The organism is Anaerobacillus sp. ABD4_527 (assembly GCF_056160805.1).
The window spans coordinates 1,026,078-1,048,607 of record NZ_JBSWXZ010000001.1 but is presented as its reverse complement, the minus strand read 5'-3'; the positions used below and the strand labels follow the sequence as shown (position 1 = coordinate 1,048,607).

Annotated in this window: 26 protein-coding genes, 1 tRNA gene and 1 riboswitch; of the genes, 20 read left to right on the top strand and 7 right to left on the bottom strand. The window is 39.8% G+C overall.

Annotated elements, in window-relative coordinates; all coding sequences use genetic code 11:
- Positions 1-88: 88 nt before the first annotated feature.
- A complete protein-coding gene (locus tag ACXAHI_RS05530) occupies positions 89-559 on the bottom strand; it encodes a hypothetical protein (RefSeq protein WP_474846550.1) in 471 nt (156 codons plus the stop codon).
- A 76-nt stretch (positions 560-635) separates the two neighbouring features.
- Between ACXAHI_RS05530 and ACXAHI_RS05525 the strand changes: the two genes are divergently transcribed.
- Positions 636-1,277, top strand: coding sequence for an MBL fold metallo-hydrolase (locus ACXAHI_RS05525; RefSeq protein WP_474846548.1), 642 nt, complete (start codon positions 636-638; stop codon positions 1,275-1,277).
- Between the two features lie 3 nt (positions 1,278-1,280).
- The gene (locus ACXAHI_RS05520) at positions 1,281-2,354 is read left to right on the top strand and encodes an SAM-dependent methyltransferase (RefSeq protein ID WP_474846546.1); all 1,074 of its coding nucleotides are present in this window, start codon (positions 1,281-1,283) and stop codon (positions 2,352-2,354) included.
- A gap of 47 nt (positions 2,355-2,401) precedes the next feature.
- Here the strand turns inward: ACXAHI_RS05520 and ACXAHI_RS05515 are convergent, their stop codons facing one another.
- Entirely contained in the window at positions 2,402-2,647 is a 246-nt protein-coding gene (locus ACXAHI_RS05515) for a DUF2626 family protein (RefSeq protein WP_270179261.1), read from the bottom strand.
- A 247-nt stretch (positions 2,648-2,894) separates the two neighbouring features.
- On the opposite strand from ACXAHI_RS05515, the gene ACXAHI_RS05510 reads away from it, so the two are divergent.
- Positions 2,895-3,278, top strand: a complete 384-nt coding sequence (locus tag ACXAHI_RS05510; protein ID WP_474846544.1) for a Spx/MgsR family RNA polymerase-binding regulatory protein — start codon at positions 2,895-2,897, stop codon at positions 3,276-3,278.
- A 3-nt stretch (positions 3,279-3,281) separates the two neighbouring features.
- On the opposite strand, the gene ACXAHI_RS05505 is transcribed toward ACXAHI_RS05510, so the two are convergent.
- Positions 3,282-3,356, bottom strand: a tRNA-Gln gene (locus ACXAHI_RS05505).
- Positions 3,357-3,623: 267 nt separating this feature from the next.
- Between ACXAHI_RS05505 and ACXAHI_RS05500 the strand changes: the two genes are divergently transcribed.
- Genes ACXAHI_RS05500 through ACXAHI_RS05455 form a run of 10 tightly spaced genes read left to right on the top strand, consistent with a single transcriptional unit; the run spans position 3,624 to position 9,236 of the window.
- Positions 3,624-4,463, top strand: a complete 840-nt coding sequence (locus ACXAHI_RS05500; RefSeq protein WP_474846542.1) for an alpha/beta fold hydrolase — start codon at positions 3,624-3,626, stop codon at positions 4,461-4,463.
- A 41-nt stretch (positions 4,464-4,504) separates the two neighbouring features.
- Positions 4,505-5,638, top strand: a complete 1,134-nt coding sequence (gene comGA / locus ACXAHI_RS05495) for a competence type IV pilus ATPase ComGA (protein WP_474846540.1) — start codon at positions 4,505-4,507, stop codon at positions 5,636-5,638.
- Positions 5,541-6,641, top strand: a complete 1,101-nt coding sequence (gene comGB / locus ACXAHI_RS05490) for a competence type IV pilus assembly protein ComGB (RefSeq protein ID WP_474846538.1) — start codon at positions 5,541-5,543, stop codon at positions 6,639-6,641. The genes comGA and comGB overlap by 98 nt, the downstream gene beginning before the upstream one ends.
- A 17-nt stretch (positions 6,642-6,658) precedes the next feature.
- Positions 6,659-6,982: a competence type IV pilus major pilin ComGC gene (gene comGC / locus ACXAHI_RS05485; RefSeq protein WP_474848087.1), complete on the top strand. Its 324-nt coding sequence runs from the start codon at positions 6,659-6,661 to the stop codon at positions 6,980-6,982.
- The gene (comGD, locus tag ACXAHI_RS05480) at positions 6,966-7,418 is read left to right on the top strand and encodes a competence type IV pilus minor pilin ComGD (protein WP_474846536.1); all 453 of its coding nucleotides are present in this window, start codon (positions 6,966-6,968) and stop codon (positions 7,416-7,418) included. Before comGC ends, comGD begins: the two co-directional genes overlap by 17 nt.
- Positions 7,405-7,716: a hypothetical protein gene (locus ACXAHI_RS05475; RefSeq protein ID WP_474846534.1), complete on the top strand. Its 312-nt coding sequence runs from the start codon at positions 7,405-7,407 to the stop codon at positions 7,714-7,716. The genes comGD and ACXAHI_RS05475 overlap by 14 nt, the downstream gene beginning before the upstream one ends.
- Positions 7,706-8,131: a competence type IV pilus minor pilin ComGF gene (gene comGF, locus ACXAHI_RS05470; RefSeq protein WP_474846532.1), complete on the top strand. Its 426-nt coding sequence runs from the start codon at positions 7,706-7,708 to the stop codon at positions 8,129-8,131. Before ACXAHI_RS05475 ends, comGF begins: the two co-directional genes overlap by 11 nt.
- A gap of 13 nt (positions 8,132-8,144) precedes the next feature.
- Entirely contained in the window at positions 8,145-8,507 is a 363-nt protein-coding gene (gene comGG, locus ACXAHI_RS05465; RefSeq protein WP_474846530.1) for a competence type IV pilus minor pilin ComGG, read from the top strand.
- Positions 8,504-9,001, top strand: coding sequence for a shikimate kinase (locus ACXAHI_RS05460; RefSeq protein WP_474846528.1), 498 nt, complete (start codon positions 8,504-8,506; stop codon positions 8,999-9,001). The genes comGG and ACXAHI_RS05460 overlap by 4 nt, the downstream gene beginning before the upstream one ends.
- 55 nt (positions 9,002-9,056) lie before the next feature.
- Positions 9,057-9,236, top strand: coding sequence for a YqzE family protein (locus ACXAHI_RS05455; protein ID WP_474811168.1), 180 nt, complete (start codon positions 9,057-9,059; stop codon positions 9,234-9,236).
- Between the two features lie 29 nt (positions 9,237-9,265).
- On the opposite strand, the gene ACXAHI_RS05450 is transcribed toward ACXAHI_RS05455, so the two are convergent.
- Positions 9,266-10,042: a YqhG family protein gene (locus tag ACXAHI_RS05450; RefSeq protein ID WP_474846527.1), complete on the bottom strand. Its 777-nt coding sequence runs from the start codon at positions 10,040-10,042 to the stop codon at positions 9,266-9,268.
- Positions 10,020-11,690: a DEAD/DEAH box helicase gene (locus ACXAHI_RS05445; RefSeq protein WP_474846525.1), complete on the bottom strand. Its 1,671-nt coding sequence runs from the start codon at positions 11,688-11,690 to the stop codon at positions 10,020-10,022. The genes ACXAHI_RS05450 and ACXAHI_RS05445 overlap by 23 nt, the downstream gene beginning before the upstream one ends.
- Positions 11,691-11,899: 209 nt before the next feature.
- Positions 11,900-11,989: riboswitch (glycine riboswitch) on the top strand.
- 199 nt (positions 11,990-12,188) lie between these two features.
- On the opposite strand from ACXAHI_RS05445, the gene gcvT reads away from it, so the two are divergent.
- From gcvT to gcvPB, 3 genes are read left to right on the top strand one after another with little or no spacing between them, the layout of a single operon-like run.
- Positions 12,189-13,289 (top strand): glycine cleavage system aminomethyltransferase GcvT, encoded by a 1,101-nt coding sequence (gcvT, locus tag ACXAHI_RS05440; RefSeq protein ID WP_474846523.1) that lies wholly within the window; start codon positions 12,189-12,191, stop codon positions 13,287-13,289.
- Positions 13,290-13,316: 27 nt separating this feature from the next.
- Positions 13,317-14,660 carry an aminomethyl-transferring glycine dehydrogenase subunit GcvPA gene (gene gcvPA / locus ACXAHI_RS05435; RefSeq protein WP_474846521.1) on the top strand — a complete coding sequence of 448 codons (1,344 nt, stop codon included), beginning with the start codon at positions 13,317-13,319 and terminating at the stop codon, positions 14,658-14,660.
- Positions 14,657-16,120, top strand: coding sequence for an aminomethyl-transferring glycine dehydrogenase subunit GcvPB (gcvPB, locus tag ACXAHI_RS05430; protein WP_474846519.1), 1,464 nt, complete (start codon positions 14,657-14,659; stop codon positions 16,118-16,120). The genes gcvPA and gcvPB overlap by 4 nt, the downstream gene beginning before the upstream one ends.
- Positions 16,121-16,152: 32 nt before the next feature.
- Here the strand turns inward: gcvPB and ACXAHI_RS05425 are convergent, their stop codons facing one another.
- A complete protein-coding gene (locus tag ACXAHI_RS05425) occupies positions 16,153-16,527 on the bottom strand; it encodes a rhodanese-like domain-containing protein (protein ID WP_270179247.1) in 375 nt (124 codons plus the stop codon).
- A 171-nt stretch (positions 16,528-16,698) separates the two neighbouring features.
- On the opposite strand from ACXAHI_RS05425, the gene ACXAHI_RS05420 reads away from it, so the two are divergent.
- From ACXAHI_RS05420 to ACXAHI_RS05405, 4 genes are all read left to right on the top strand, one after another.
- Entirely contained in the window at positions 16,699-17,529 is an 831-nt protein-coding gene (locus ACXAHI_RS05420) for a lipoate--protein ligase family protein (protein ID WP_474846517.1), read from the top strand.
- A 446-nt stretch (positions 17,530-17,975) separates the two neighbouring features.
- Positions 17,976-20,474, top strand: coding sequence for a vitamin B12-dependent ribonucleotide reductase (locus ACXAHI_RS05415; RefSeq protein ID WP_474848085.1), 2,499 nt, complete (start codon positions 17,976-17,978; stop codon positions 20,472-20,474).
- A 187-nt stretch (positions 20,475-20,661) separates the two neighbouring features.
- Positions 20,662-21,102 carry a transcriptional regulator MntR gene (mntR, locus tag ACXAHI_RS05410; RefSeq protein ID WP_270179244.1) on the top strand — a complete coding sequence of 147 codons (441 nt, stop codon included), beginning with the start codon at positions 20,662-20,664 and terminating at the stop codon, positions 21,100-21,102.
- 75 nt (positions 21,103-21,177) lie between these two features.
- Complete coding sequence (locus ACXAHI_RS05405) at positions 21,178-22,086, top strand: patatin-like phospholipase family protein (RefSeq protein ID WP_474846515.1); 909 nt, start codon at positions 21,178-21,180, stop codon at positions 22,084-22,086.
- A gap of 44 nt (positions 22,087-22,130) precedes the next feature.
- Here the strand turns inward: ACXAHI_RS05405 and ACXAHI_RS05400 are convergent, their stop codons facing one another.
- Complete coding sequence (locus tag ACXAHI_RS05400; RefSeq protein ID WP_474846513.1) at positions 22,131-22,520, bottom strand: SA1362 family protein; 390 nt, start codon at positions 22,518-22,520, stop codon at positions 22,131-22,133.
- Positions 22,521-22,530 lie beyond the last annotated feature (10 nt).

Below are 22,530 nucleotides of genomic sequence, written 5' to 3'. Positions count from 1 at the left end.
TGGTTAAATCTGAACAAATTTTAACTTTAGTGGATATGTACATAAGTCCTTTATTATTTTAACCGTTTTCTTATGATTTGTCGAGGCGTCATTCCTTTAAAAATGTTAGCTCGATTTGGTAAGCCCTTGCGATGCCTTCCATCAGCTCTTTTTGCATAACGTCTACATAAAACACATTATTGTCAGAAGCAATGAGATGTTCTTCAATTTGTAGAAGCGCCATTTCAGCTTCATCTCCACGATCAATAGAAAATGCTGTCACCATATTTTCGTATAAATAATGCCTGTTGTTTTGAGAAGTAAAGCCATAATCTGTTAGTTGAGGTGTCGGTTTACATGTTTCGGACAACAGGAGAAGCGTATATCTTTCACCAAATGCGTGTTTCGAATCATAGTATTCAGCTAACGAATCAGCTTCTTCTTCGAATGTTACGATGACGAGTTTTCCATCACGGTCAATTGCATGAACGAGTTCACCTGTTTTTTTTACAAGCTGAGAAATGAGACCTGGCAATGCACCAGAAGGAGGGTTTAATTCGACTCCATAAACGATAGACATCTCGTACATCTCCTTTTAAATCGAGTTTTTTATAGTGTAGAATAAGTATCATAAACTTTCAATGGAGGCGATTTGAATGAATTGGAAACAGGTAGCGGTTGGTCCTGTACAGGCTAATGCTGCAATAGTATGGAACGACAACAAAGAAGCTCTCATCATCGATCCAGGAGCAGAAGGACGTAAAATTTCAGGAGAAATTGAATCTCTAGGACTGAAGCCTATTGCAGTGTTACTCACGCATGCTCATTTCGATCATATCGGAGCAGTTGATTTTATCCGCAATCAATATCGTATTCCAGTCTATTTACACAAAGCGGAAGCGAATTGGCTTGAAGATCCCAATTTGAATGGTTCTTCATTGTTCCCAATGGTAGAAGATATCGTCGCGAAACCAGCTGACAATCTTATTCAGCAAGAACAAACGTTAACTGTCGGATCGTTTAGTATTGATCTATATGAAACACCGGGACATTCTCCAGGAAGTGTATCTTTTTATTTCAAAGAGATTGGCGTTGTGTTCTCAGGAGACGCACTTTTCCAGGGAAGTATCGGTCGTACGGACCTTCCATTAGGAAACCATGAGCAGTTGATCGAAAGTATACATAGCCGTCTTCTAAAGTTGCCTGAGAGTACGATAGTAGCGTCAGGTCATGGTCCTGCAACAACAATCGAGAACGAAATGATGAACAATCCGTTTTTAAATGGTTTTACACTATGAGATATGTCAATTTTAACTAAGATCAAGTCAGAAATAGCTAACTCTACTGAAAAAGCAATTTCTTATGAGCGGTTTATGGAAATAAGCTTGTATGACGAAGAAGGGTATTATGGAACTAACCGTAAAAAGACTGGTAAAGCAGGAGATTTCTACACTTCACCTGGGGTACATGAGGTATTTAGTCGTGTTATGGGAAGAGCTCTTGCAACAGCGATAGAAACAGATATACTACATCCCTCAATCGTTGAGATTGGAGCAGGAGAAGGTGAATTTCTTCTCTCTTGCCTTGATGAAATACAATCGTTTGATGAGGAACTGTACAAACGTCTTACGTACTATATAGTCGAGACAAGTCCATATCATAGGAAAATCATTCTTGAAAAAACAAAGAACCTCGATAAAGTTATGGTTTACAGCTCGATCGAAGAGTTAAAGAGCGAACTAAAATCATTCGAAGGCATCGTTTTTTCAAATGAGTTACTAGATGCCTTTCCAGTCAGAGTAGTTGAGAAAAAGAACGAAATGTTGTACGAAGTTTTAATTGGGCTATCCGAGAATGATGAAAGTTTAACCGAGGTATACAAACCTTGTACAGACTCTACTATCTTATTTTGGATAGAAAACTATGGCTTCCAAATTAACGAGGGGCAAAGAATTGAGGTACCTCTTTATATGACGAGTTGGTTTATATCAATTTCTAATTGGATGAAGAAGGGGCGAATCTATACGATCGATTACGGCTACACAGATGAAGAGTGGAACCATCCAGCAAGAAGCTCAGGGAGCTTAAGAGGTTATTTTAAACATCAGCTCGTTCAAAATCCTCTAGAAAATATAGGTGAAATGGATTTAACGACTCACATACCGTTAGATGCTTTGAGAAGAATCGGTGAAGAACATCAATATAGATGTCTTGAGTGTGAAGTACAGGGGCGTTTTCTCGTTAATCATGGCTTACTGGGTTTTGTTGAAGATAACCAAGAGAATGATCCCTTTTCCCCTGTACACAAAAAGAATAGAGCAGTAAACTGGCTGTCACAAATGAACCAATTTCATGTTGTCGTGCAGCAAAAGTGAGCAACAAAAAAGACGATGCACATGCATCGTCTTTTTTGTTGCTTTAATTAATGACCGCCAGAGCCTGGTGTCATCATAAACACTGACCAGTAGGAAAAACCGACCATAAATAACGTTAAGTATACACCGAAAATATAAAGATAAGTACGTTCAGTTAAGTTCAAAAGACTTAACGCAAAAAACATGCCGGCCTGACCAAGGAAAAGCAGTCCGACTACAGGCATACCACCGACAAAACCCATCAGTGAGAAAATACCTGTCCAGAAAGCCAATACTTTGTACATTCTAGGCATAAGAAGTTCCTCCCTTGCTCGTTCATTCCCATACATAACGTATTATATATGAGTTGTTGATAAAAAGTAAATGCTAGCCTCATGGCAAATTTGTGTCGAGTACATCCTACCCTTGTAAAGGGTTCCAATTTATTATCCCAAATCGTTATTAAAATTACAAATCATTTTCTTGTACAATATTTGTTTAATAGTTGTATAATTTGGGTAGAGTTAGTTAACGCGAGAAAATGAAAAGGGGAGAAATAAAATGGAAGATAAATTATTATTTTATACGTATCCAAGCTGTACATCATGTAGGAAAACGAAAGCTTGGCTAAAGGAAAATCACGTTGATTTTGAAGAAAGACACTTATTTAAGGATACACCGACTATTGAAGAGTTGAAGCAAATTATCACGATGTCAACAGAAGGCATTGAAGAGATCCTAGCAAAAAGAAGTACATCTTTCAAAAAGCTCGATATGAACATAGAAGACCTAACTGTGACTGAGATGCTCGAATTGATGCATAATGAACCAAAGTTACTAAGAAGACCAATCGTAACAAATGGAAAAAAACTTATTGTTGGATACAATAAATCTGAATTACAGAATTTAAACCAGCGAAAGAAGAGTCTCGCAGTCGTATCATAAAATTGGCTGGGCTAGCTGGATTCGAACCAACGCATGACGGAGTCAAAGTCCGTTGCCTTACCGCTTGGCTATAGCCCAATGCCTGTTTACAAATGTTAGTATGAGCCTATAGTAAAAACTTATACATTTATTTTGGAAGTTATATTAATTACTTGGACCTAAAATAAAAAAAACGGTAATGTCCAACCAGTTTCTTGAATACGATGAAACATAATCTATGTCACAGCGATATGCAGGAATTCTTTCCGCGTATCGCTTTTTTATTGGTTTTGTTACATAATTGTGAATTGAGAAGGGTTATTTACCTCTATGATGAAGCTAATACGGTAGAGGGAGGTAATAATAATGGAGTGGGAAACTAGAAATGTTGTGACAGATAGAGGATATTTTGAAGTGTTTGTAAAGGGGAGTGGCTCTCCGATATGTGTGACGCACCTTTATTCAGAATTTAATGCGTCAGGTGATTATTTTGCAGATACATTTACAGATGGTCACACTGTTTATCTTATTAACTTAAAAGGTGCAGGGAAATCTTGTTCGGCGGATGATCCTCATGAGTATTTTATGCTCGACACAGTATTTGATCTAGAATCGATTCGAAAAGAGCTAGGCTACGAAAGCTGGTCATTCGCAGGGCATTCAACGGGAGGAATGCTAGGCTGTGTATATGGAATCTATGCTACAGAAGGGCTTTCTAAACTAATTCTTACAAGTGCAGCTGCACGTGAATATGCTTCTTCGTCTAGAAACTGTATCTATCATCATGAACATCCAGAATATGATGACATGCAGCGTTATATTGAACAATTGAAAGATCCTGCTTTGTCTCCTGATGAGCGTAAAACGATCTCAATGAATCGTACAAAACTTTCTCTTTATAACCGAGATCAGTATGAAAAATTATTTTCTAAGGAGATAAATAAGGGGCTTTCGGCAGTAAGGATGAATTTTTTTGCTAGAGAAATCATGCACTTCGATGTAACGAGAAAGCTCAAGAAGATAACCACACCTGTGATAATCCTTTGTGGGAAGCATGATGTGCAGTGTCCACTACCTTTTTCACAAGAAATGGCTGACAGTATCCAAAATTCAGAGTTCGTTGTTTTTCATGAAAGTAATCATTATCCATTCCTTGAAGAGCAGAAAAAGTTTCGAAAAGTCATACAAGATTTTCTTAAAAGTTAGAAGGGATAAAGAACTAGGTAACGAATACTTCTTCTTACGGTTTGAAAAGTGTCGTTTTCTACCGTCAAATACAATCGGAAGAAGGTGTATTTTATCTGAACATCGAAGCAAAAGGCCAAGAAATTATCAAACAAGCAGTGGAGGTGGGAGCATCAGACGTTCATTTTCATCCTAAAGAAAAGGGAACGTTGATCCAATTTCGAGTGGATAATAAGCTTTATGATGCAATGTGGCTCTCATCTTTAGTAAGTCAAAAGGTGTTATCACATTTTAAATTCCTCAGTGGAATGGATATTGGAGAGAAACGGCGTCCACAAAATGGAGCGATGGACATTGTCCTTTATCCCCACCGTTTTCACCTTCGTTTATCTACAATCCCAACGCCGTATCACGAAAGTCTCGTACTCCGCATTCTCCCACAAGATGAAACACATGCCTTTAAAGAACTCTTCTTATTTCCTACTATAGCAAATCGTCTCCTTCAAATTGTCAGCTACAATAGTGGACTTTTCATGATTACAGGCCCAACAGGATCTGGAAAAACCACTACGCTTTATTCTCTTCTGCAAACACTCAGTGTTAAACGCCAGCGTCGTGTATTAACGATCGAGGATCCTATCGAGAAGCGAAACCCTGACTTTATTCAAATGGAAGTGAATGAAAAAGCAGGACTGTCTTTCTATGAGGGATTTAAAGCAGGACTACGACATGATCCAGACATACTGGTCGTTGGAGAAATTAGAGATGAGAAGACTGCTCAACTTGCGATAAGAGCAAGCATGACAGGGCACTTAGTGGTATCTACCCTCCATACAGGCAGTACGCTTGAGTGCATCCCCCGCCTTCTTGAATTCGGCATCCCCCTTAGCTATATTGCACAAACCCTCAGAGGAGTAGTGACACAAAGACTCGTCCCAATAAAATGCCCTTTTTGTGAAGTTTGCTCTCTTGAATGCTTAAAGAGAAGAAAGCATCGAAAACTTGCGATTGTTGAAATACTTGCCGGTTTACATCTCCAAAAAGCCCTTTATGATCCAACGCTTCTTTCAATACAAGGTCAAACGACGATTAAGGATTATGTTCTTAGAGCGTATGCCCTCGGATTTATCGATAAAGAAACTGTTGAAAGAGAATTGGGGTTATGGAACCGTGAATCGATCCAAATGGAGGCTTGAGCAGAAAGCTGATTTTCTTTGTCGCACAGGTAAGATGCTAAGAGAAGGGTACACATTGGGGAATACCCTCGAAGTTTATTCGATTTATCAAAAAGATCATATAAAGAAGAACATCCAAACGATGATCATTCGTCTGAAAGAGGGAAATGCATTCCACGACGTGCTATCCGAGTTTCAATTTCCAGATGACATCCTCTCCTATCTGTGTATGTCGGAACAGCGTGATTTCGCTAATGGGATAGTTGCTTCAGGAGAGCTAATGAAGAAGAGGAGTGAATGGCAGAAGCGACTGAGAAATACCCTTGCTTATCCCATCATCTTATTCTGGATGACAGCTGTTATGCTGTTTATTGTCGGCCACTACTTATTACCGAAGTTCAACGTTCTCTACCAGTCCCTCGATGTTCCTCTTCCTATCGTTTCACGTCTCTTCATGTATCTTATCCAACTAACCCCATTATTTTTAACTTTATTAGTTTGCACGATCATCGTAAGCTATCTTATTTTCGTCATGAAACAAAGACAGTCGTCTGCTGTTGCAAAGATCGAGATGTATTGTAAGCTCCCATTCGTAAAAACCTTCCTTCCAATATATATCACTCATCATCTTGCTCTTCATCTAGGTTTGTTATTGAATAGTGGGTTATCAATTTCAGCTGCGTTCGAGCTACTACGAAAACAATCTCATTTCATCCTTTTACAAGAAGAAGCACACCGTATTTCGATTTCACTTTTGAAAGGGGAGAAGCTAGAAGGTTTGTTCGAGTGTAAAAGCCTTTATGTTCAAGAAGTAAAAGAGATTTTCATGCATGGACAAGCGAGCGGTAATTTGGGTAACGAGTTAATGCTTTATGGGGAGGTGATGGGGGAACGGTTCGAAGAGCTTGTAAGAAAAGGGTTTCTTTTATTGCAGCCTATTAGTTTTGTTGGAGTAGGTGTAGTAGTTATGCTGATGTTCATGGCGATATTATTACCGATGTTTTATTATTTGCAATCTATATAGGAGAGGAACATGTGTCGATGAGAATACTTATAAAAAAGGAAGAAGGTTTTACACTGATCGAAATGATGATCGTGATCATGATCATTTCGATGCTTTTATTAATTGCTGTGCCAAGTTTAACGAAGAATAACGAAGTGGTTGGTGAAAAAAGCTGCGATGCAACTGTCAAAGTGGTTAAGGCTCAAGTTGCAGCCTATAAAGCTGACAACGACAGTTTGCCTGCTTCAATCAGTACGTTAACAAGCGAAGGCTATTTAGATGAAGGAGCAACAGCATGTCCAAGTGGAGAAGCGATTACAATAGATGGTAGTGGAGTCGTATCTGTTGAGAAAACATCGTGATCAGCTGTCTTGTTCTGGATATACCTTAGTTGAAATCTTGATCGTTTTATCTTTGTTTTCTTTTTTGCTTGGAATGGTGATTTTGCAAATCACACCCACTCAGTCAGCCTCTTCCACACGGCAATTCCTCGAAAAGCTCCAATCTGATATACGGTATACTCAGCAATTAGCGTATAGCACAGGAAAGCCTCATCGTTTGTCTATCGCTCCATCCTCACACACATATACCATCATCAATAATGCAGCGAACGTGGTGAAATCAGTTAAACTCCCTAAGAATATTACAATTCATCAAGGCACGTTAGGACATCAAATCATATATGTCGGAAGTGGGAATATACAAAAAGCCGGAACACTAATGATCAGTGATGGCAAGGAGGAATATAAACTTGTCGTTCAGCTTGGAGCGGGTCGCTTTTATATTGAAAAAAAATAATGGGTACACACTGATGGATGCGCTCGTTGGTTTGACGATTCTCACCACGCTCTCCATAAGTATCTTACCTCTATACACCCTCCTATATGAGAAGCGCATCATTACATCACAACGAGTAGAAAGTCTAACGATTTTGGATGGAGTCTGGACTGACTATGTTCTACTGCATTTACCGCCTCCTACAATGATTGAAAAAGAAACAGAAATTTATCTGGTTGATTTGGAGGATAATCGGTTGTGCGTTAAGCCGCAAAATGGTCATGGTGAAGTCTGTCGGAGTTTACCTCATGGTACGTAGCGAGAAAGGGTTTACTTTGATTGAGATATTGATCACGCTCATGGTAGTACTTGTCTTGATCGGGCTACTTCCATCCTTGATGATAACATCTGTAAGTCCAACTGGTTTGGATTATCAGCACGAGGAAGAACAGCTTTTTCATTCATTGCTATCAAGAGAAGTTAGAGGAGCAACCGCTATTGTAACGAATGGGAAACAACTTACCTTTACTAGCGCAACGGGAGACACCATTCTATACGAACAGTACGGAAATGTAATAAGGCGGCGTGTGAATGGAGCAGGGCACGAAGTTGTACTACAAAAAGTGAAGATGCTAAAAGTTATAGTGCAGGGTCAGCGGGTTGTCGTTACCATCGAATTTTCTAACGGATCTAAAAAGGAGGAAATGTATTATCAACTGGGAGGAGTGTCTTAGCGAGAGAGGATACATGACGGCAACCATGATGTTAGTAAGCACGCTACTGATCGGTTACATGCTCCACCTTTGTACTATTACAGCAAGTGAACGAGCATTTGTAGAACAGAAGGAATTGCACCTTAACAAGGGAGCCTTGCTAGTTCTTGGTATGAAAGATACAATTTTATATATACAAAAAAGTGGAACGGTTGATGGAGAAAAAAGCTTCGCCTATAAAGAAGGTACGTTGATTGCCAAAATCACCTCGATTTCAGATCGTGATCAACAAATTATTTTGACTGGCGTAACCGCATCAGGTCAACAAACATCTGTAACGTTCCACTATGATCGATTAAATAACAAAGTGTTGAAGTGGGGAGACGAGTTGGGATGAGAGCAATATACTTAACAGGGTTCATGGGGTCTGGTAAAACATCTGTAGCTTATCAGTTGGCAAAAGAACTATCGATGCCTCTTGTTGATACAGATGAAACGATTGTTTCGGAAACAGGGAAAGAGATTTCTTCGATCTTCAAAAATGAAGGTGAGGAAGCCTTTAGAGAGTATGAGACAGCTACCCTTAAAAAATTACCAGTAGAAAATGTCATCGTTAGTACGGGTGGTGGCATCATATTAAAAGAAGAAAATCGGAATTTTATGGAAGAAAATGGAAAGGTGATCTATTTACACTGCGAACCACTCGAAATCGTAAAACGACTTGAAGGTGATTCTTCGAGACCGTTGCTCGATGTTAAGAATCGAAGTGAGCAGATTGAAAAGATTTTTTCTGAGCGGCTGTCCTTTTATGAAGAAGCACATGTCACGATTGATACAACTAACTTAACAGTAGAGGAAGTCGTTGAAGAAATTAAGCGGATAATCGGTTAAATGTAGTAAGAAATGGACATCCTAAAGCTAGAAAAACGTAAAGGGTGATCCTAAGATGTCCTCGAATGATTTAGTGAAATTCATGACGCAGCAAGTTGTTTCGTATATAGATCAGCCAAAAGAAGAAAGAGTAAACCAGAGGGAGAAACGAAAAGCGGCAAAGCAGCCTTTTCTATTTAGATGGTTTGGCGTTATTCCGATGGCGATCGGCATGTTCATAAGAAGGAAGAAATAATGCTCGGACCCATTGTCCGAGCATTTTTATTATGGAGAAAGATAAAAGATACCTCCGTTAATAACCTCCGCTATAATGACTGGCTCATATTGTTTTCGTAGGGCTTCTTTTTCAACAGCATAACTTTCAGCATCAACGTTATCCTCATAAAATTGATCAAGTAGAATCTGATCTGCAGCCCACCTTTTTTTCGCCTCTTCAGACCATGAATGATCTTCTTTGGCGATTACCATTTCAACAACTTTCTCAAGCCGTGCGATCCCGCTTGCTGGTTTAATAATCGGACTGATTGTGAACGTGTAGTCAGGGATTTTGGGAGTTAAGTTCTTTTCATTAAGTGTATCATGAAAATCATCTACTACTGTTCCACTAACAAGGTGCAGACCGAGTGACAGAAGACGGTCTTTTTTTCGATCACAACGATAAGAAATTTTAACGTTCAAACATAGCCATGGGTGAAGAGGAGAGTGCTGCTGTGACGTCGATTGAATGTTTTCATAAAGCCGTATGAACGATGCTAGTTTTTTTGTTGATGAAAAGATTTGATGAAGCCTTGGTGCTCCGAAGTGGACGAACTCTCCTTTAATCTCATCCTCATCCTGGTTCGTGATCAACGTTAACGACATTGGATTAGGTGTTCCGCCTGTCTTTTCTAGATAATGCCAATAAAAAGGGCGGTTCATCAATTCTTTGTCTAAATCGACCGTCAGTTGAACAGAGAGGACTCCTTGTTTTTCTTGTATGATCGGACAATCGTTCGCAAGAAAGTATGAGCGTAAATAGTTATGAATATTTTCTTGTTGCATCACTTTCCTCCTTGTGATAATTGATCAATTCTTTTATGTTGTCCATCTTAATACGGATTTCACCCTCACTTTCAGAGTGAAGTAAGATATCAGAGATATGTTTTTCGATATCACGCATACCTAAACGAGTCAGGATTTCATCCAACTGTCCTATGACGCTTTCAAATAACTGTATTTTTTCATAAAGAAGTGAAAGGATGTGTTCTTCGACGGTATTTTTCGTAGCAAAATTATAAATATGAACGTCTCCTTCTTGTCCCAACCGGTGAATTCGTCCGATACGTTGTTCGATTCTCATTGGGTTCCAAGGAAGGTCGTAGTTAATGATGTGCTGGCAGAACTGCAGGTTTATTCCTTCTCCGCCTGCTTCTGTCGCGATCAACACCTTGGCGTGATTTTTAAAAAGCTCTTTCATCCAGTCTTTTTTGCTACGTTTGAATCCTCCTCGGAACGGTACAGATGAAATACCATGCTGTTGAAGAAACCACTGCAGATAAAGCTGAGTAGCGCGATACTCTGTAAAGATAATTACTTTCCCATCGATTGATTGAATGATTTCAAGCGCTTTCTCAGCTTTCGAGTTTGAAGGAATCGTTTCGATCTTCTTCATAAGTTCTAAAATGATGGATTCCGTGTTGTCTTCTATCGTCTCTTTTTCAAGCATTTTCTTAAGCGTCATGTAAGCCGCTTCTCGGCTAGAACATATTTCACGGAGCAACGTGATAATAGAAAACTGGCTTCTTGTCGCAACGGGATGTTGTTTTAAACTTTCCACAGCTCTATACAGGGATTCTTCTTCCTCACTCAAGTGAATCGGTACAGTTTTTACAATGCGTTCTGGCCAGTCCATCTCAGTATCTTGTCTTCTGTTACGAACCATAACCTTTTGGATCAACGTACGTAAGCGTTCTTCGTCCTCGATGCTTTTTTCTTTCCCCTTATAATCCTTCTCAAAATGTTCATAGCTTCCAAGGTGTCCTGGTTTTAATAAAGATACGAGGTTAAAAACTTCCTCCAACCGATTTTGAACAGGTGTTGCTGTAAGGAGAAGACAGAATTTCTTTTGCAGGTGTTGGACAAATTCATAGTTTTTAGTACGGCTATTCTTCAGTCGATGAGCTTCATCGATAATTACCATATCGTAGTCTTGTTCATACACGATGGAACGATGAGGTTCTCGTTTTGCCGTATCGATTGAGGAAACGACAACATCGCATTGATCCCAAACATAACTTTTTCTTTGAACGACAGCAGGTATGTAAAACTTTTGGTTCAATTCCATCGCCCATTGTGAGACAAGTGACGCAGGTACGAGGATGAGTACTTTTTTTACAAGTCCTCTTATCATGTATTCTTTGATGATGAGTCCAGCTTCAATCGTCTTTCCTAATCCTACCTCATCTGCAAGGATCGCTTTGCCGTTCATTTCTTCTACAACTCTTCTTGCGGCTTCAAGTTGATATGGATGAGGCGTCAAATGAGGAAGGTGTGCAGGAGCCTGTAACCCAGTAAATGAGGGGATCGTCGTATGTCTTTCTGCTTCTATCGCTAGTTTAAAAAGCTCCCAGTTTGTCCATGGACCATCATCTTCTATGTGTTTTAGAAAATCAGATTTCCATTCCTCGTTTAAGGCTAGTTCCATCCTCATTATGAAAACCCTCTCTTAATAATTGTTATTCACGAATCTTAAAAGAAAATGGTTGCTTATTGTTCGTGATTTGTCTACTTGTGATAATACTCTTATTCTTAAAAATATTGTTGCCAATGCATTAATGGTAGTGGTAGGATTGAAATCGAAAGCATTATTAGTATGAAACAAACAGTATCATCCAATACCTTAAAACTGAAAATTGGCGAATGAAAGCAAGAGGAGAGACTGTCGAAGGACAGCGCCGAAGGAGCAAGCTATTATGTGAATCTCTCAGGCAAAAAGACTCTTGCTAGACGCACCTCTGGAGAGAGCTATTTTTAGCCGCCAAAGATGTAATTCCCGTATCTAGGGAAGAAACTTTCAGGTCAACAGGACAGAGAAACTATGCTGGAAACAGCGGGTTTTTCTGTCTTTTTTTGTGCTTGATAAGATGGTTTTAAGAAGTCTCTCTTATGTAGAAAGAAAGCACTGATGTAAAAATCAAGGAGGGTAATGATGGAAACGTTATTGAAAACACCGTTATATGATACGTATAAAGCTATGGGAGCGAAGACGATTGACTTTGGAGGATGGGCTCTGCCAGTTCAATTCTCGAGCATCAAAGAAGAGCACCATGCTGTAAGAAATAAAGCAGGACTATTCGATGTTTCTCACATGGGCGAAATTGAAGTAAGAGGTGAAGGTGCATTAAGCTACCTCCAGAAAATGATGACCAACGATGTGAGTAAGCTTAAAGTAAACGGTGCTCAATACACAGCAATGTGTTATGAAGATGGTGGAACAGTCGATGATCTTCTTGTATACAAGTTTTCTGATACTCATTACTTATTAGTCGTGAACGCAGCGAATATTGAAAAAGATTATGAATGGTTAAATAAGCATGTCGATGGAAACGTTTCACTTGAAAACAAATCTGAAGAAATGGCTCAGCTTGCGATTCAAGGGCCAGAAGCGGAGAAAATTTTACAACGTTTGACTGAAGCTGATTTAAGCGAGATTGGATTCTTTAAGTTTAGGAATGATGTTGATCTATCCGGTGTAAAGTCTTTAGTTTCAAGAACGGGTTATACAGGCGAGGATGGTTTCGAAATCTATTGTGCTTCTGCAGATGCTCCTAAACTTTGGGACCTAATTCTGAAAGAAGGAGAATCAGAAGGGATTTTACCTTGTGGGCTCGGAGCAAGAGATACGCTTCGTTTCGAAGCGAAGCTCGCTCTTTATGGTCAGGAATTAACGAAGGACATCTCCCCACTAGAAGCCGGGATCGGATTTGCTGTTAAAACGAAGAAAGAAGAAGACTTTATTGGTAAAGAAGCTCTTGTATCACAGCGTGAGAATGGTCTTGAGCGCAAGCTAGTAGGTATAGAAATGATTGATCGAGGTATTCCTCGTACTCATTACAATGTGTATATTGGTGAGGAGCTTATTGGAGAGGTAACAACAGGTACTCAATCGCCCACGCTACAGAAGAACGTTGGACTAGCATTATTGAAGAAAGAATATACAGAACTTGGTACGGTAGTAGAAGTTGAAGTAAGAAAGAAGCGACTAAAAGCAAAGGTAGTTTCAACGCCATTTTATAAAAGACAGAAATAAATGGGAAACAACGAGGAGGAGAAATACATGAAACATCGCTATCTGCCTACAACGGAACAAGACAAAAAAGAGATGCTCCAAACAATCGGTGTGAATTCAATAGAAGAATTATTTGCAGATATTCCTGAATCTGTTCGATTTAAAGGAGATCTACAAGTTGAAAAGCAGCTTTATGAGCCAGAGCTGATACGCTATATGTCTAAGCTCGCTTCAAAAAATATGAACACGATTGAAAATGCCTCGTTTCTAGGAGCTGGCGTCTATGATCACGCGATTCCTTCCGTGGTAGATCACGTGATTAGGAGATCTGAATTTTATACCGCATACACGCCATATCAACCTGAGATTTCACAGGGTGAGCTTCAGGCTATCTTCGAATTTCAAACGATGATCTGCGAACTAACTGGAATGGATGTAGCAAACTCTTCCATGTATGATGGTCCAACAGCGCTTGCTGAAGCTGGATTATTGAGTGCAGGACAAACAAAGAAGAAGAAAATTATCGTATCCAAATCTGTTCATCCAGAAGCTCGAGCAGTTATCGACACATATGCAAAAGGGCAGCATCTACATGTAGTTGAAGTAGATTCGGTAAATGGAATAACGGACCTTGAAAAGTTGAAAGAAGAAATGGACGATGAAACGGCATGTGTGATGGTTCAATATCCTAATTTCTTTGGCCAGTTGGAGCCTTTACCAGAACTTGAGAAGATCGTTCATGAGTACAAATCGATGTTTGTGGTATCAAGTAATCCATTGGCGCTCGGACGTTTGACCCCTCCAGGAGAATTAGGTGCCGATATCGTTGTGGGTGACTGTCAGCCATTTGGAATTCCTGCACAATTTGGGGGCCCGCACTGTGGCTATTTCGCAGTAACGAAAAAATTGATGAGAAAAGTGCCAGGACGTTTGGTAGGTGAAACAAAAGATGAAGAAGGGCAGCGAGGATTTGTACTTACGTTACAAGCGCGTGAACAGCATATCCGTAGAGATAAAGCTACTTCTAACATTTGTTCCAATCAAGCTTTGAACGCGCTGGCTTCATCAGTAGCAATGAGCGCTCTCGGTAAAGAGGGTGTTCGAAAAATGGCAGAACAGAATATCAAGAAAGCTCATTATGCAAAAACACAGTTAGAAAAAGCAGGAGTTGCTACTGTTTTTGATGGTGTTTACTTCAATGAGTTTGTTGTAAAGCTGAACGGCAGTGTAAAGGAAATGAACAAAAAACTGCTTACTAAAGGCATCATTGGCGGATACGACTTAGGACGTGATTATCCTGAATACGAGAACCATATGCTTATAGCGGTTACGGAAAACCGTACGAAAGAAGAAATTGATATGTTTGTAAAAGAAGTGGGGGGAGCGCAATGAACACGAACCAAGACCAATCATTAATATTTGAACTTAGTGAACCTGGGCGGATCTCTTATAGTCTTCCGGAGCTTGATGTTCCCGAATTAGATTTAAACGAGTGGTTACCTGAAGAATTTAATCGTCAAAATGAACCGGAGCTCCCTGAAGTATCTGAGCTCCAATTGATGCGTCATTACACTGCGCTATCAAAACGTAATCACGGTGTGGATTCTGGTTTTTATCCGCTTGGTTCATGTACGATGAAGTACAATCCAAAAATTAATGAAGACGTAGCAAGATACGCAGGGTTTGCGTTTATTCATCCACTTCAAGAGGAGGAGACAGTCCAAGGTGCTCTTGAGATGATGTACAATCTCCAGCAAAACTTGGTAGCTGTTACTGGAATGGATGAGGTAACACTACAACCAGCTGCAGGTGCTCATGGTGAATGGACTGGACTGATGATGATCCGTGCGTATCATGAAGCAAACGGAGATTTCAATCGTACGAAGGTTATCGTTCCTGACTCCGCTCATGGAACCAACCCAGCTTCAGCAACAGTTGCTGGATTTGAAGCTGTTACAGTGAAATCGAATGAAAAAGGTATCGTTGACCTTGAAGATCTTAAGCGAGTAGTCGATGAGGATACTGCAGCGTTGATGCTTACAAACCCTAATACTCTCGGTTTGTTTGAAGAGGATATCATTGAAATGGCTAAGATTATCCATTCAGCCGGCGGGAAGTTATATTATGATGGTGCGAACATGAATGCCATCATGGGAGCTGCTCGTCCAGGAGATATGGGCTTCGATGTGGTTCATTTAAACCTTCATAAGACGTTCACTGGCCCTCACGGAGGTGGAGGTCCTGGTTCAGGCCCTGTTGGAGTTAAGGCAGACTTAGTACCTTATCTACCAAAGCCAGTTTTAGTAAAAGAAGGAGATGCGTACAGATATGATTATGATCGTCCTGATTCGATCGGACGAGTAAAACCATACTACGGTAATTTCGGAATCAATGTTCGCGCATATACGTATATTCGTACAATGGGTCCTGAAGGATTAAAACAAGTGTCAGAAAATGCTGTATTGAATGCTAATTATATGATGAGACGCTTACAGGATGCATTCGTGCTCCCTTATACTCAGCATTGTAAGCATGAGTTTGTCATTTCAGGAAAGAAGCAAAAGAAACTCGGGGTTAGAACGTTGGATATGGCGAAGAGGCTGCTAGACTTTGGCTACCATCCTCCAACAATCTATTTCCCAATCAATGTTGAGGAATGTATGATGATCGAACCAACAGAAACAGAATCGAAAGAAACGTTAGATGAATTCTGTGATCGCCTCCTTCAAATTGCGAAAGAAGCAGAAGAGAATCCAGAAATCGTACAAGAAGCTCCACATACAACAGTAATCAAAAGACTAGATGAAACAACTGCAGCAAGAAAACCTATCTTGCGCTATCAAAAAGCATAACAAAAAGCAGCTGCACACAAGCAGCTGCTTTTTTACTTTTTCTTCTTAACTTTGCCGCCCCATTTTTTGAAGCCGCCTTTTAATTGATAAAGATCACGAATACCGTTTTTCTTAAGCATGCTCGCAGCACGCGCGGTTATGATTCCATTATGATCATACATATAAACAGGTTGATCTTTACGGATTTCTTTCATTCTCATCTTAAGCTGACTAACTGGAATATTTCTTGCACCAAGGATATGGCCGTTTTCGAAATCTTTTGGTTCCCGAATATCGATCAACTGGGCTTTTCGATAACCTGCCCTAAACTCTTCCTCGGTTAGCGTTTTCAAGTTCTTTTTTTGTAGAAATCTCGAAATGACTACATATACGATGATGGCAACTAGTAACGCGATAATCCATTCCATTATTCCGTACACCCTTTCAACTAAAATCGACAATACTAAGTTTACACGTCTTTTCGTTTTTCCGCAAAAAGAAAATAGCAAATTAGGAGGAAAGTTTATTGGTTATCTAGTAATAGCTTTGCTAAACTAAACGAGTATGGTGGAAATATGGAAAGATAAAGGAGTATTTGTATGAGGCAATGGGCATTTATTAATTCAGGAGACCGTTCTCCTGCCTATAATATGGCACTTGATGAAGCATTATTAAAATGGCATAGTGAAGGGGTGATCCCTCCCGTTATCCGGTTTTATGGATGGGACCCAGCTACTCTATCTGTTGGCTATTTCCAGCAAGTAGATCGTGATATTAACCTTTCAGCAGTTGAAAGATACAATCTGGGTTTTGTAAGAAGACCTACCGGTGGACGGGCTGTTCTCCACGATAAAGAAGTTACATATAGCGTAATCGTAAATGAAGATTATCCAAACATGCCAAAAACTGTTACAGAAGCCTATAGGGTGATCTCTGAAGGACTGAGGTTGGGCTTTGTTGAGTTAGGACTAGATGCGTACTTTGCCATTCCACAATCTGAAGAGGAGAAAGCTGAACTTCGCTCGCCAAGGTCCGGCGTTTGCTTCGATTCCCCTTCTTATTATGAACTAGTCGTTGAAGGGAGGAAGGTCGCAGGGAGTGCGCAGACGAGGCAAAAGGGTGTTATTCTTCAGCACGGCTCTATCCTACTAGATATTGATGAGGACAAATTATTCGATTGTTTCAAATTTAAAAATGAGCGGATACGTGAAAGAATGCAACGCGGCTTTAGAAAAAAAGCAGTGGCGATCAATGCTTTAAGAAGTGAACCAGTATCAACAAATCATGCGATCCAGGCATTCTATAATGGATTTGAAGAAGGTCTTGGAATTGAACTCGTGTCGTATGAGCTCTCAGATGAGCAAGAAGCTTATGTGAATAACCTTGCTGAAGAGCGCTATATGAGCGATGAGTGGAACTATAAAAAATAAGCATCCGAAATGGATGCTTTTTCATATTGACTTTATAAGAACAAGTGTTCTACTCTTAAGAATGAAACATATAAGTAGTTAAAACACTTTGGTAGAAAAAAGCAATTAACAAAATTTCTCTTTTTGCAGCGTTATGAGCTATCCTGCTTTCATAATCGATTGTTTTCAATGAAATTCGCTCGATTTGAAAGTTGACAAATTAAGTTGAAACATGGCGAATTACTATATATAGTGTTCTGCAAATAAATTAAAGTACTATATGTAGTTTAAAATGATTGTCTCGTGAATGGACATGTGCTACTATTAATCCAGATGATACATTAAGAGTTTTTACATCGCTGTTGTAAGAGATAAAAAGATTTTGAAACGGAGGGGTTCAATTGACCATTAAGACTGGAGAAAGAAGACGGTCAATCAACATTGAGCAGTTAAACAAAGATATCGAAATGTTTTCCCAAGTTCATCCCGTTACGGATGAGATGCACTTAAGTCACGATGGTGTAAGTCGACTGGTGATGTTGGATCGATATGCTTTTAAAGATACAGAGAAAAGAACCCTGAAAAAAGGAGACTTCGTCGTATTAACGATTAAGGAAGACCCGAAGTTTCCTGCACGAGGACTTGGCTTCATTGAAGAAGTCGATCACGACACAAAGAAAGCGCATGTTGCGGTTCACGAAGATTATGTAGCTGTATTAGATTCTGAAGAAGAACGAGAATCAGGTATGATCGTAAGGTCTCTTGATGTTATAGAGAAGCCTCTAGAAGTTTATTATGAACAGATCGCACGAAGAAATGCACGTGGTCTTGCTGAGGTAGAAACAACGAGTGGTGAAAAAGAATATTGGGAAGAGCGGTTTTTTAAAGAGCTATCTTCGATGAACTTTGTACCAGCTGGACGAGTTCTTTATGGTGCTGGTGCCGAAACAGAGGTTACCTACTTTAACTGCTACGTAATGCCTTATCCTCAAGATTCACGTGAAGGGATTTCTGAACACCGAAAACAGGTGATGGAAATTATGAGTAGAGGCGGAGGAGTTGGCACGAACGGCTCAAGTCTACGTCCTCGAAATGCACTTGCAAGAGGTGTGAATGGAAAATCTTCCGGATCTGTTTCCTGGTTAGACGATATTGCAAAATTAACACATCTTGTTGAACAGGGTGGATCAAGACGCGGCGCGCAAATGATCATGTTAGCAGATTGGCATCCTGACATTATTGAGTTCATCATCTCTAAAATGCAAAACCCAAGAATTTTGCGATATCTAGTAGAAAATACAAAAGATGAGCAGATTAAGAAACTCGCAGAGGATAAGTTGAAGTTTACTCCTCTGACAGAAACCGAACGTTCTATGTATCAAAGCATCCTAAACTACCGAAGTATTCAAGGGTATGGAGGCTTCGAAGAAAAAGTAATTCAGAATGCACACGAAAAGATCCAAACCGGAGGAACATATTCTGTTCATAATCCAGATTTTCTTACAGGCGCGAACATTTCAGTATGTTTGACAAAAGACTTTATGGATGCGGTTGAAAATGATGACTACTACGCTCTTAAGTTCCCTGACGTAGAAAACTACACAAAAGAACAGATGGAAATCTATAACCAGAAGTGGCATGAAAGTGGAGATGTACGAGATTGGGAAGCGCAAGGGTTTCCTATACGTACGTATCGAAAAGTGAAGGCGAAAGAACTTTGGGACTTGATCAATATTTGTGCAACATATTCAGCAGAACCTGGTATTTTCTTTATCGATAATGCGAATGAAAAAACAAATGCAACTTCTTATGGACAAAAAGTTGTAGCTACAAACCCATGTGGTGAACAGCCCCTAGCTCCTTACAGCGTATGTAATTTAGCTGCAGTCAACCTTGCTGAAATGGCAGACAAAGATTCAAAATCAGTTGATTTTGATAAATTGAGAGAAACGGTTGAAGTTGGCGTTCGAATGCAGGATAACGTAATTAATGCAACACCATATTTCTTAGAAGAAAACGAAACACAGGCTTTAGGGGAAAGACGTGTTGGTCTCGGTGTAATGGGATTACATGATCTTCTCATTTATTGTGAGACTGTATATGGATCTGAAGAAGGAAATAAGCTGACAGACCAAATCTTTGAGACGATCGCAACCACTGCGTATCGCGCATCCGTGGAGCTTGCTAAAGAAAAAGGAAGTTTTCCGTTCCTAGAAGGCAAAACTGAAAGTGAAACGAATCGACTTCGTGAAGCGTTTGTGAACACAGGCTACATGCAGCAGATGCCGAATGATATCAGAGATAGCATTCTTGATTATGGAATCAGGAACTCTCATTTACTTACTGTTGCACCAACGGGAAGCACAGGAACGATGGTAGGTGTTTCTACTGGTCTTGAGCCATATTTCTCATTCTCATACTACAGAAGTGGACGTCTTGGTAAGTTTATCGAAGTTAAAGCAGATATCGTTGAAGAATACTACTCACGAAATCCTGAAGCTGATTCAGAAAAATTACCTGAATGGTTTGTATCAGCGATGGAACTTGCTCCTGAAGAACATGCTGATACGCAGTGCGTTATTCAGAGATGGGTCGATAGCTCAATCTCTAAAACGGTGAATGCACCGAAAGGCTATACAGTAAAACAGGTAGAAGAAGTGTACGAGCGCCTCTATCATGGTGGAGCGAAAGGCGGAACAGTATACGTAGATGGAAGCCGTGACTCACAAGTTTTAACGTTGAAGGCTGAAGAGAATTCATTTGAGCAGCTTCAATTTGAGGATGGTATGGAAGAGAAGAAACAGGTTGTTTTGGTAGATACCATTACAGATTTAAGATCAACTGACGTTACGATAGGCTCAGAAGTAGGGAACACGTGCCCCGTATGTAGACAAGGTCAAGTTAAAGAAATTGGCGGATGTAACACATGCGATAATTGTAATGCTCAGCTTAAATGTGGACTATAATAAAAATCCCGTTACACAAGGAATAGGCGATATGCTTATTCCTTGTTTTTATGAAAACAAGATCGATGAATAGTGTAGACCAAGTAAATTGCTCCTCATGGAGAGGAACCTTTCCTTGTCTCAGCCCATACTATGGTGTATGCTTTTATTGATTGGCTTAAATGGAATAAAAGATGGAGGGAATCCAATGGCCACTACTCCTAGTATGGAAGATTATATAGAACGTATTTATTCACTAATTGACGACAAAGGTTATGCACGTGTTTCTGATATTGCAGAAGCTTTAGAGGTACATCCCTCCTCGGTAACCAAAATGATTCAAAAATTAGATAAAGGTAAATATGTGGTTTATGAGAAGTATCGTGGCTTTATGCTAACTCCTAAAGGGAAAAAGCTAGGGAAGAGACTAGTGGACCGTCATGCGTTATTAGAACAATTCCTTAGTGTAATCGGCGTGAATGAAGAAAACATATACGAAGATGTAGAAGGTATTGAACATCATCTTAGCTGGGATGCAATCGACAGAATTGGAGATCTTGTTCAATACTTTGAAGAAACAGAAGACCGCGTTGGAGCTTTGCGTGAAGTGCAACGTAAGAATGAAGAAGATGAGCAATCCGAAGTATAATCGGATTGTTCTTTTTTTTGTACTAAATCGTCTCATATAAGATTACGATTTAATAAGGAGAAGGGGTGGTAGTGCGTGTATATCGATGGAGTATTTTCTGGTGGTGGAGTTAAGGGAATTGCTTTAGTTGGCGCTTTGCAAGCTGTTGAAGATAGAGGGCTCCAGTTTAAACGCACTGCAGGAACGAGCGCAGGTGCGCTGATTGCGGCTTTGATCATAGCAGGTTACACAGGAGATGAAATAGAAAAAATCCTTCTCGATACAAACTTAAATGCACTGCTCGACCGGAAACAGGGCTTTACTTTTCCGTTAATGAGATGGTTGATGTTGTATTGGAAACTTGGTCTGTATTCTGGAAAAGATCTAGAAAAGTGGGTGCAAGGACTACTTAAAGATAAAGGGATCGAAACGTTCGGGGATATTGAAGAAGGGTCGCTGAAAATTATTGCGTCTGATATCACGAGAGGCAGATTGATCGTTATTCCTGATGACTTAGAGCAGTATGGGTTCGTACCCGAGCAATTTTCAATTGCGAAAGCGGTACAAATGAGTGCTGGCCTTCCATTTTTTTTTAAACCTCATCCGCTTTATACTATCGATGGAAAAAAACATTTAGTTGTAGATGGAGGAATATTGAGTAACTTTCCGTTATGGGTCTTCAAACCAGATGAATCGAATAAGCAACTACGTCCTGTGTTAGGTTTCCAGTTAAGTGCTAGCTTTGACAAAATTCCTGGTCATAAAATAAAAAATGCGATTGAGCTGTATCAAGCTTTGTTTGAAACGATGAAAGAGGCACATGACGCACGTTATATCGAAAAGCAAAAAGCTCAAAACATTGTGTTTATACCTGTAAAACAAGGAATAGCGACTGATTTCTCACTTGAGAGACAAGAGCAAAAAAAGCTTATCTCATTCGGGAGGGAGCGTACTGAGCATTTTTTAAGAAAATGGAGAAAGCTACCGGAATCTTTTAGAACTTAATAACAAAAGCAGGCTGAGAAGTTCTCAGCCTGCTTTACTATGTTTTAAAAGAGTGCACGGTTTTTCTTTTTACCTTTTCTACCTTCTATCACAGTAAATGGATTAGGTTTTTTATCATCATTTAATGGACGTTTTCTCGGAACTAACCGTTTGGATGGAATGACACGAAGGTGAGATGCGCTTTTTCGAGTTGCGCCTCGTTTCTTCTGCAACTTAGAAGATTGCTTGGCAGCTTTCTGGTATGCAGAATTAACTTTGCCCATCCTTTTAGCCATAACCTTACGGACGATGAATATCACAAGAGCAGCAATAGCAGCTGTGATGAGAAGATACTTTAAGAGACCCATAGGATCAGTAAATAACCTCCAAATAAATCCGAGAGCGGCAAGACCGATTATTGTATAAATAAGAGGTTGAACAACACGGTGTGACAAATGATTCACC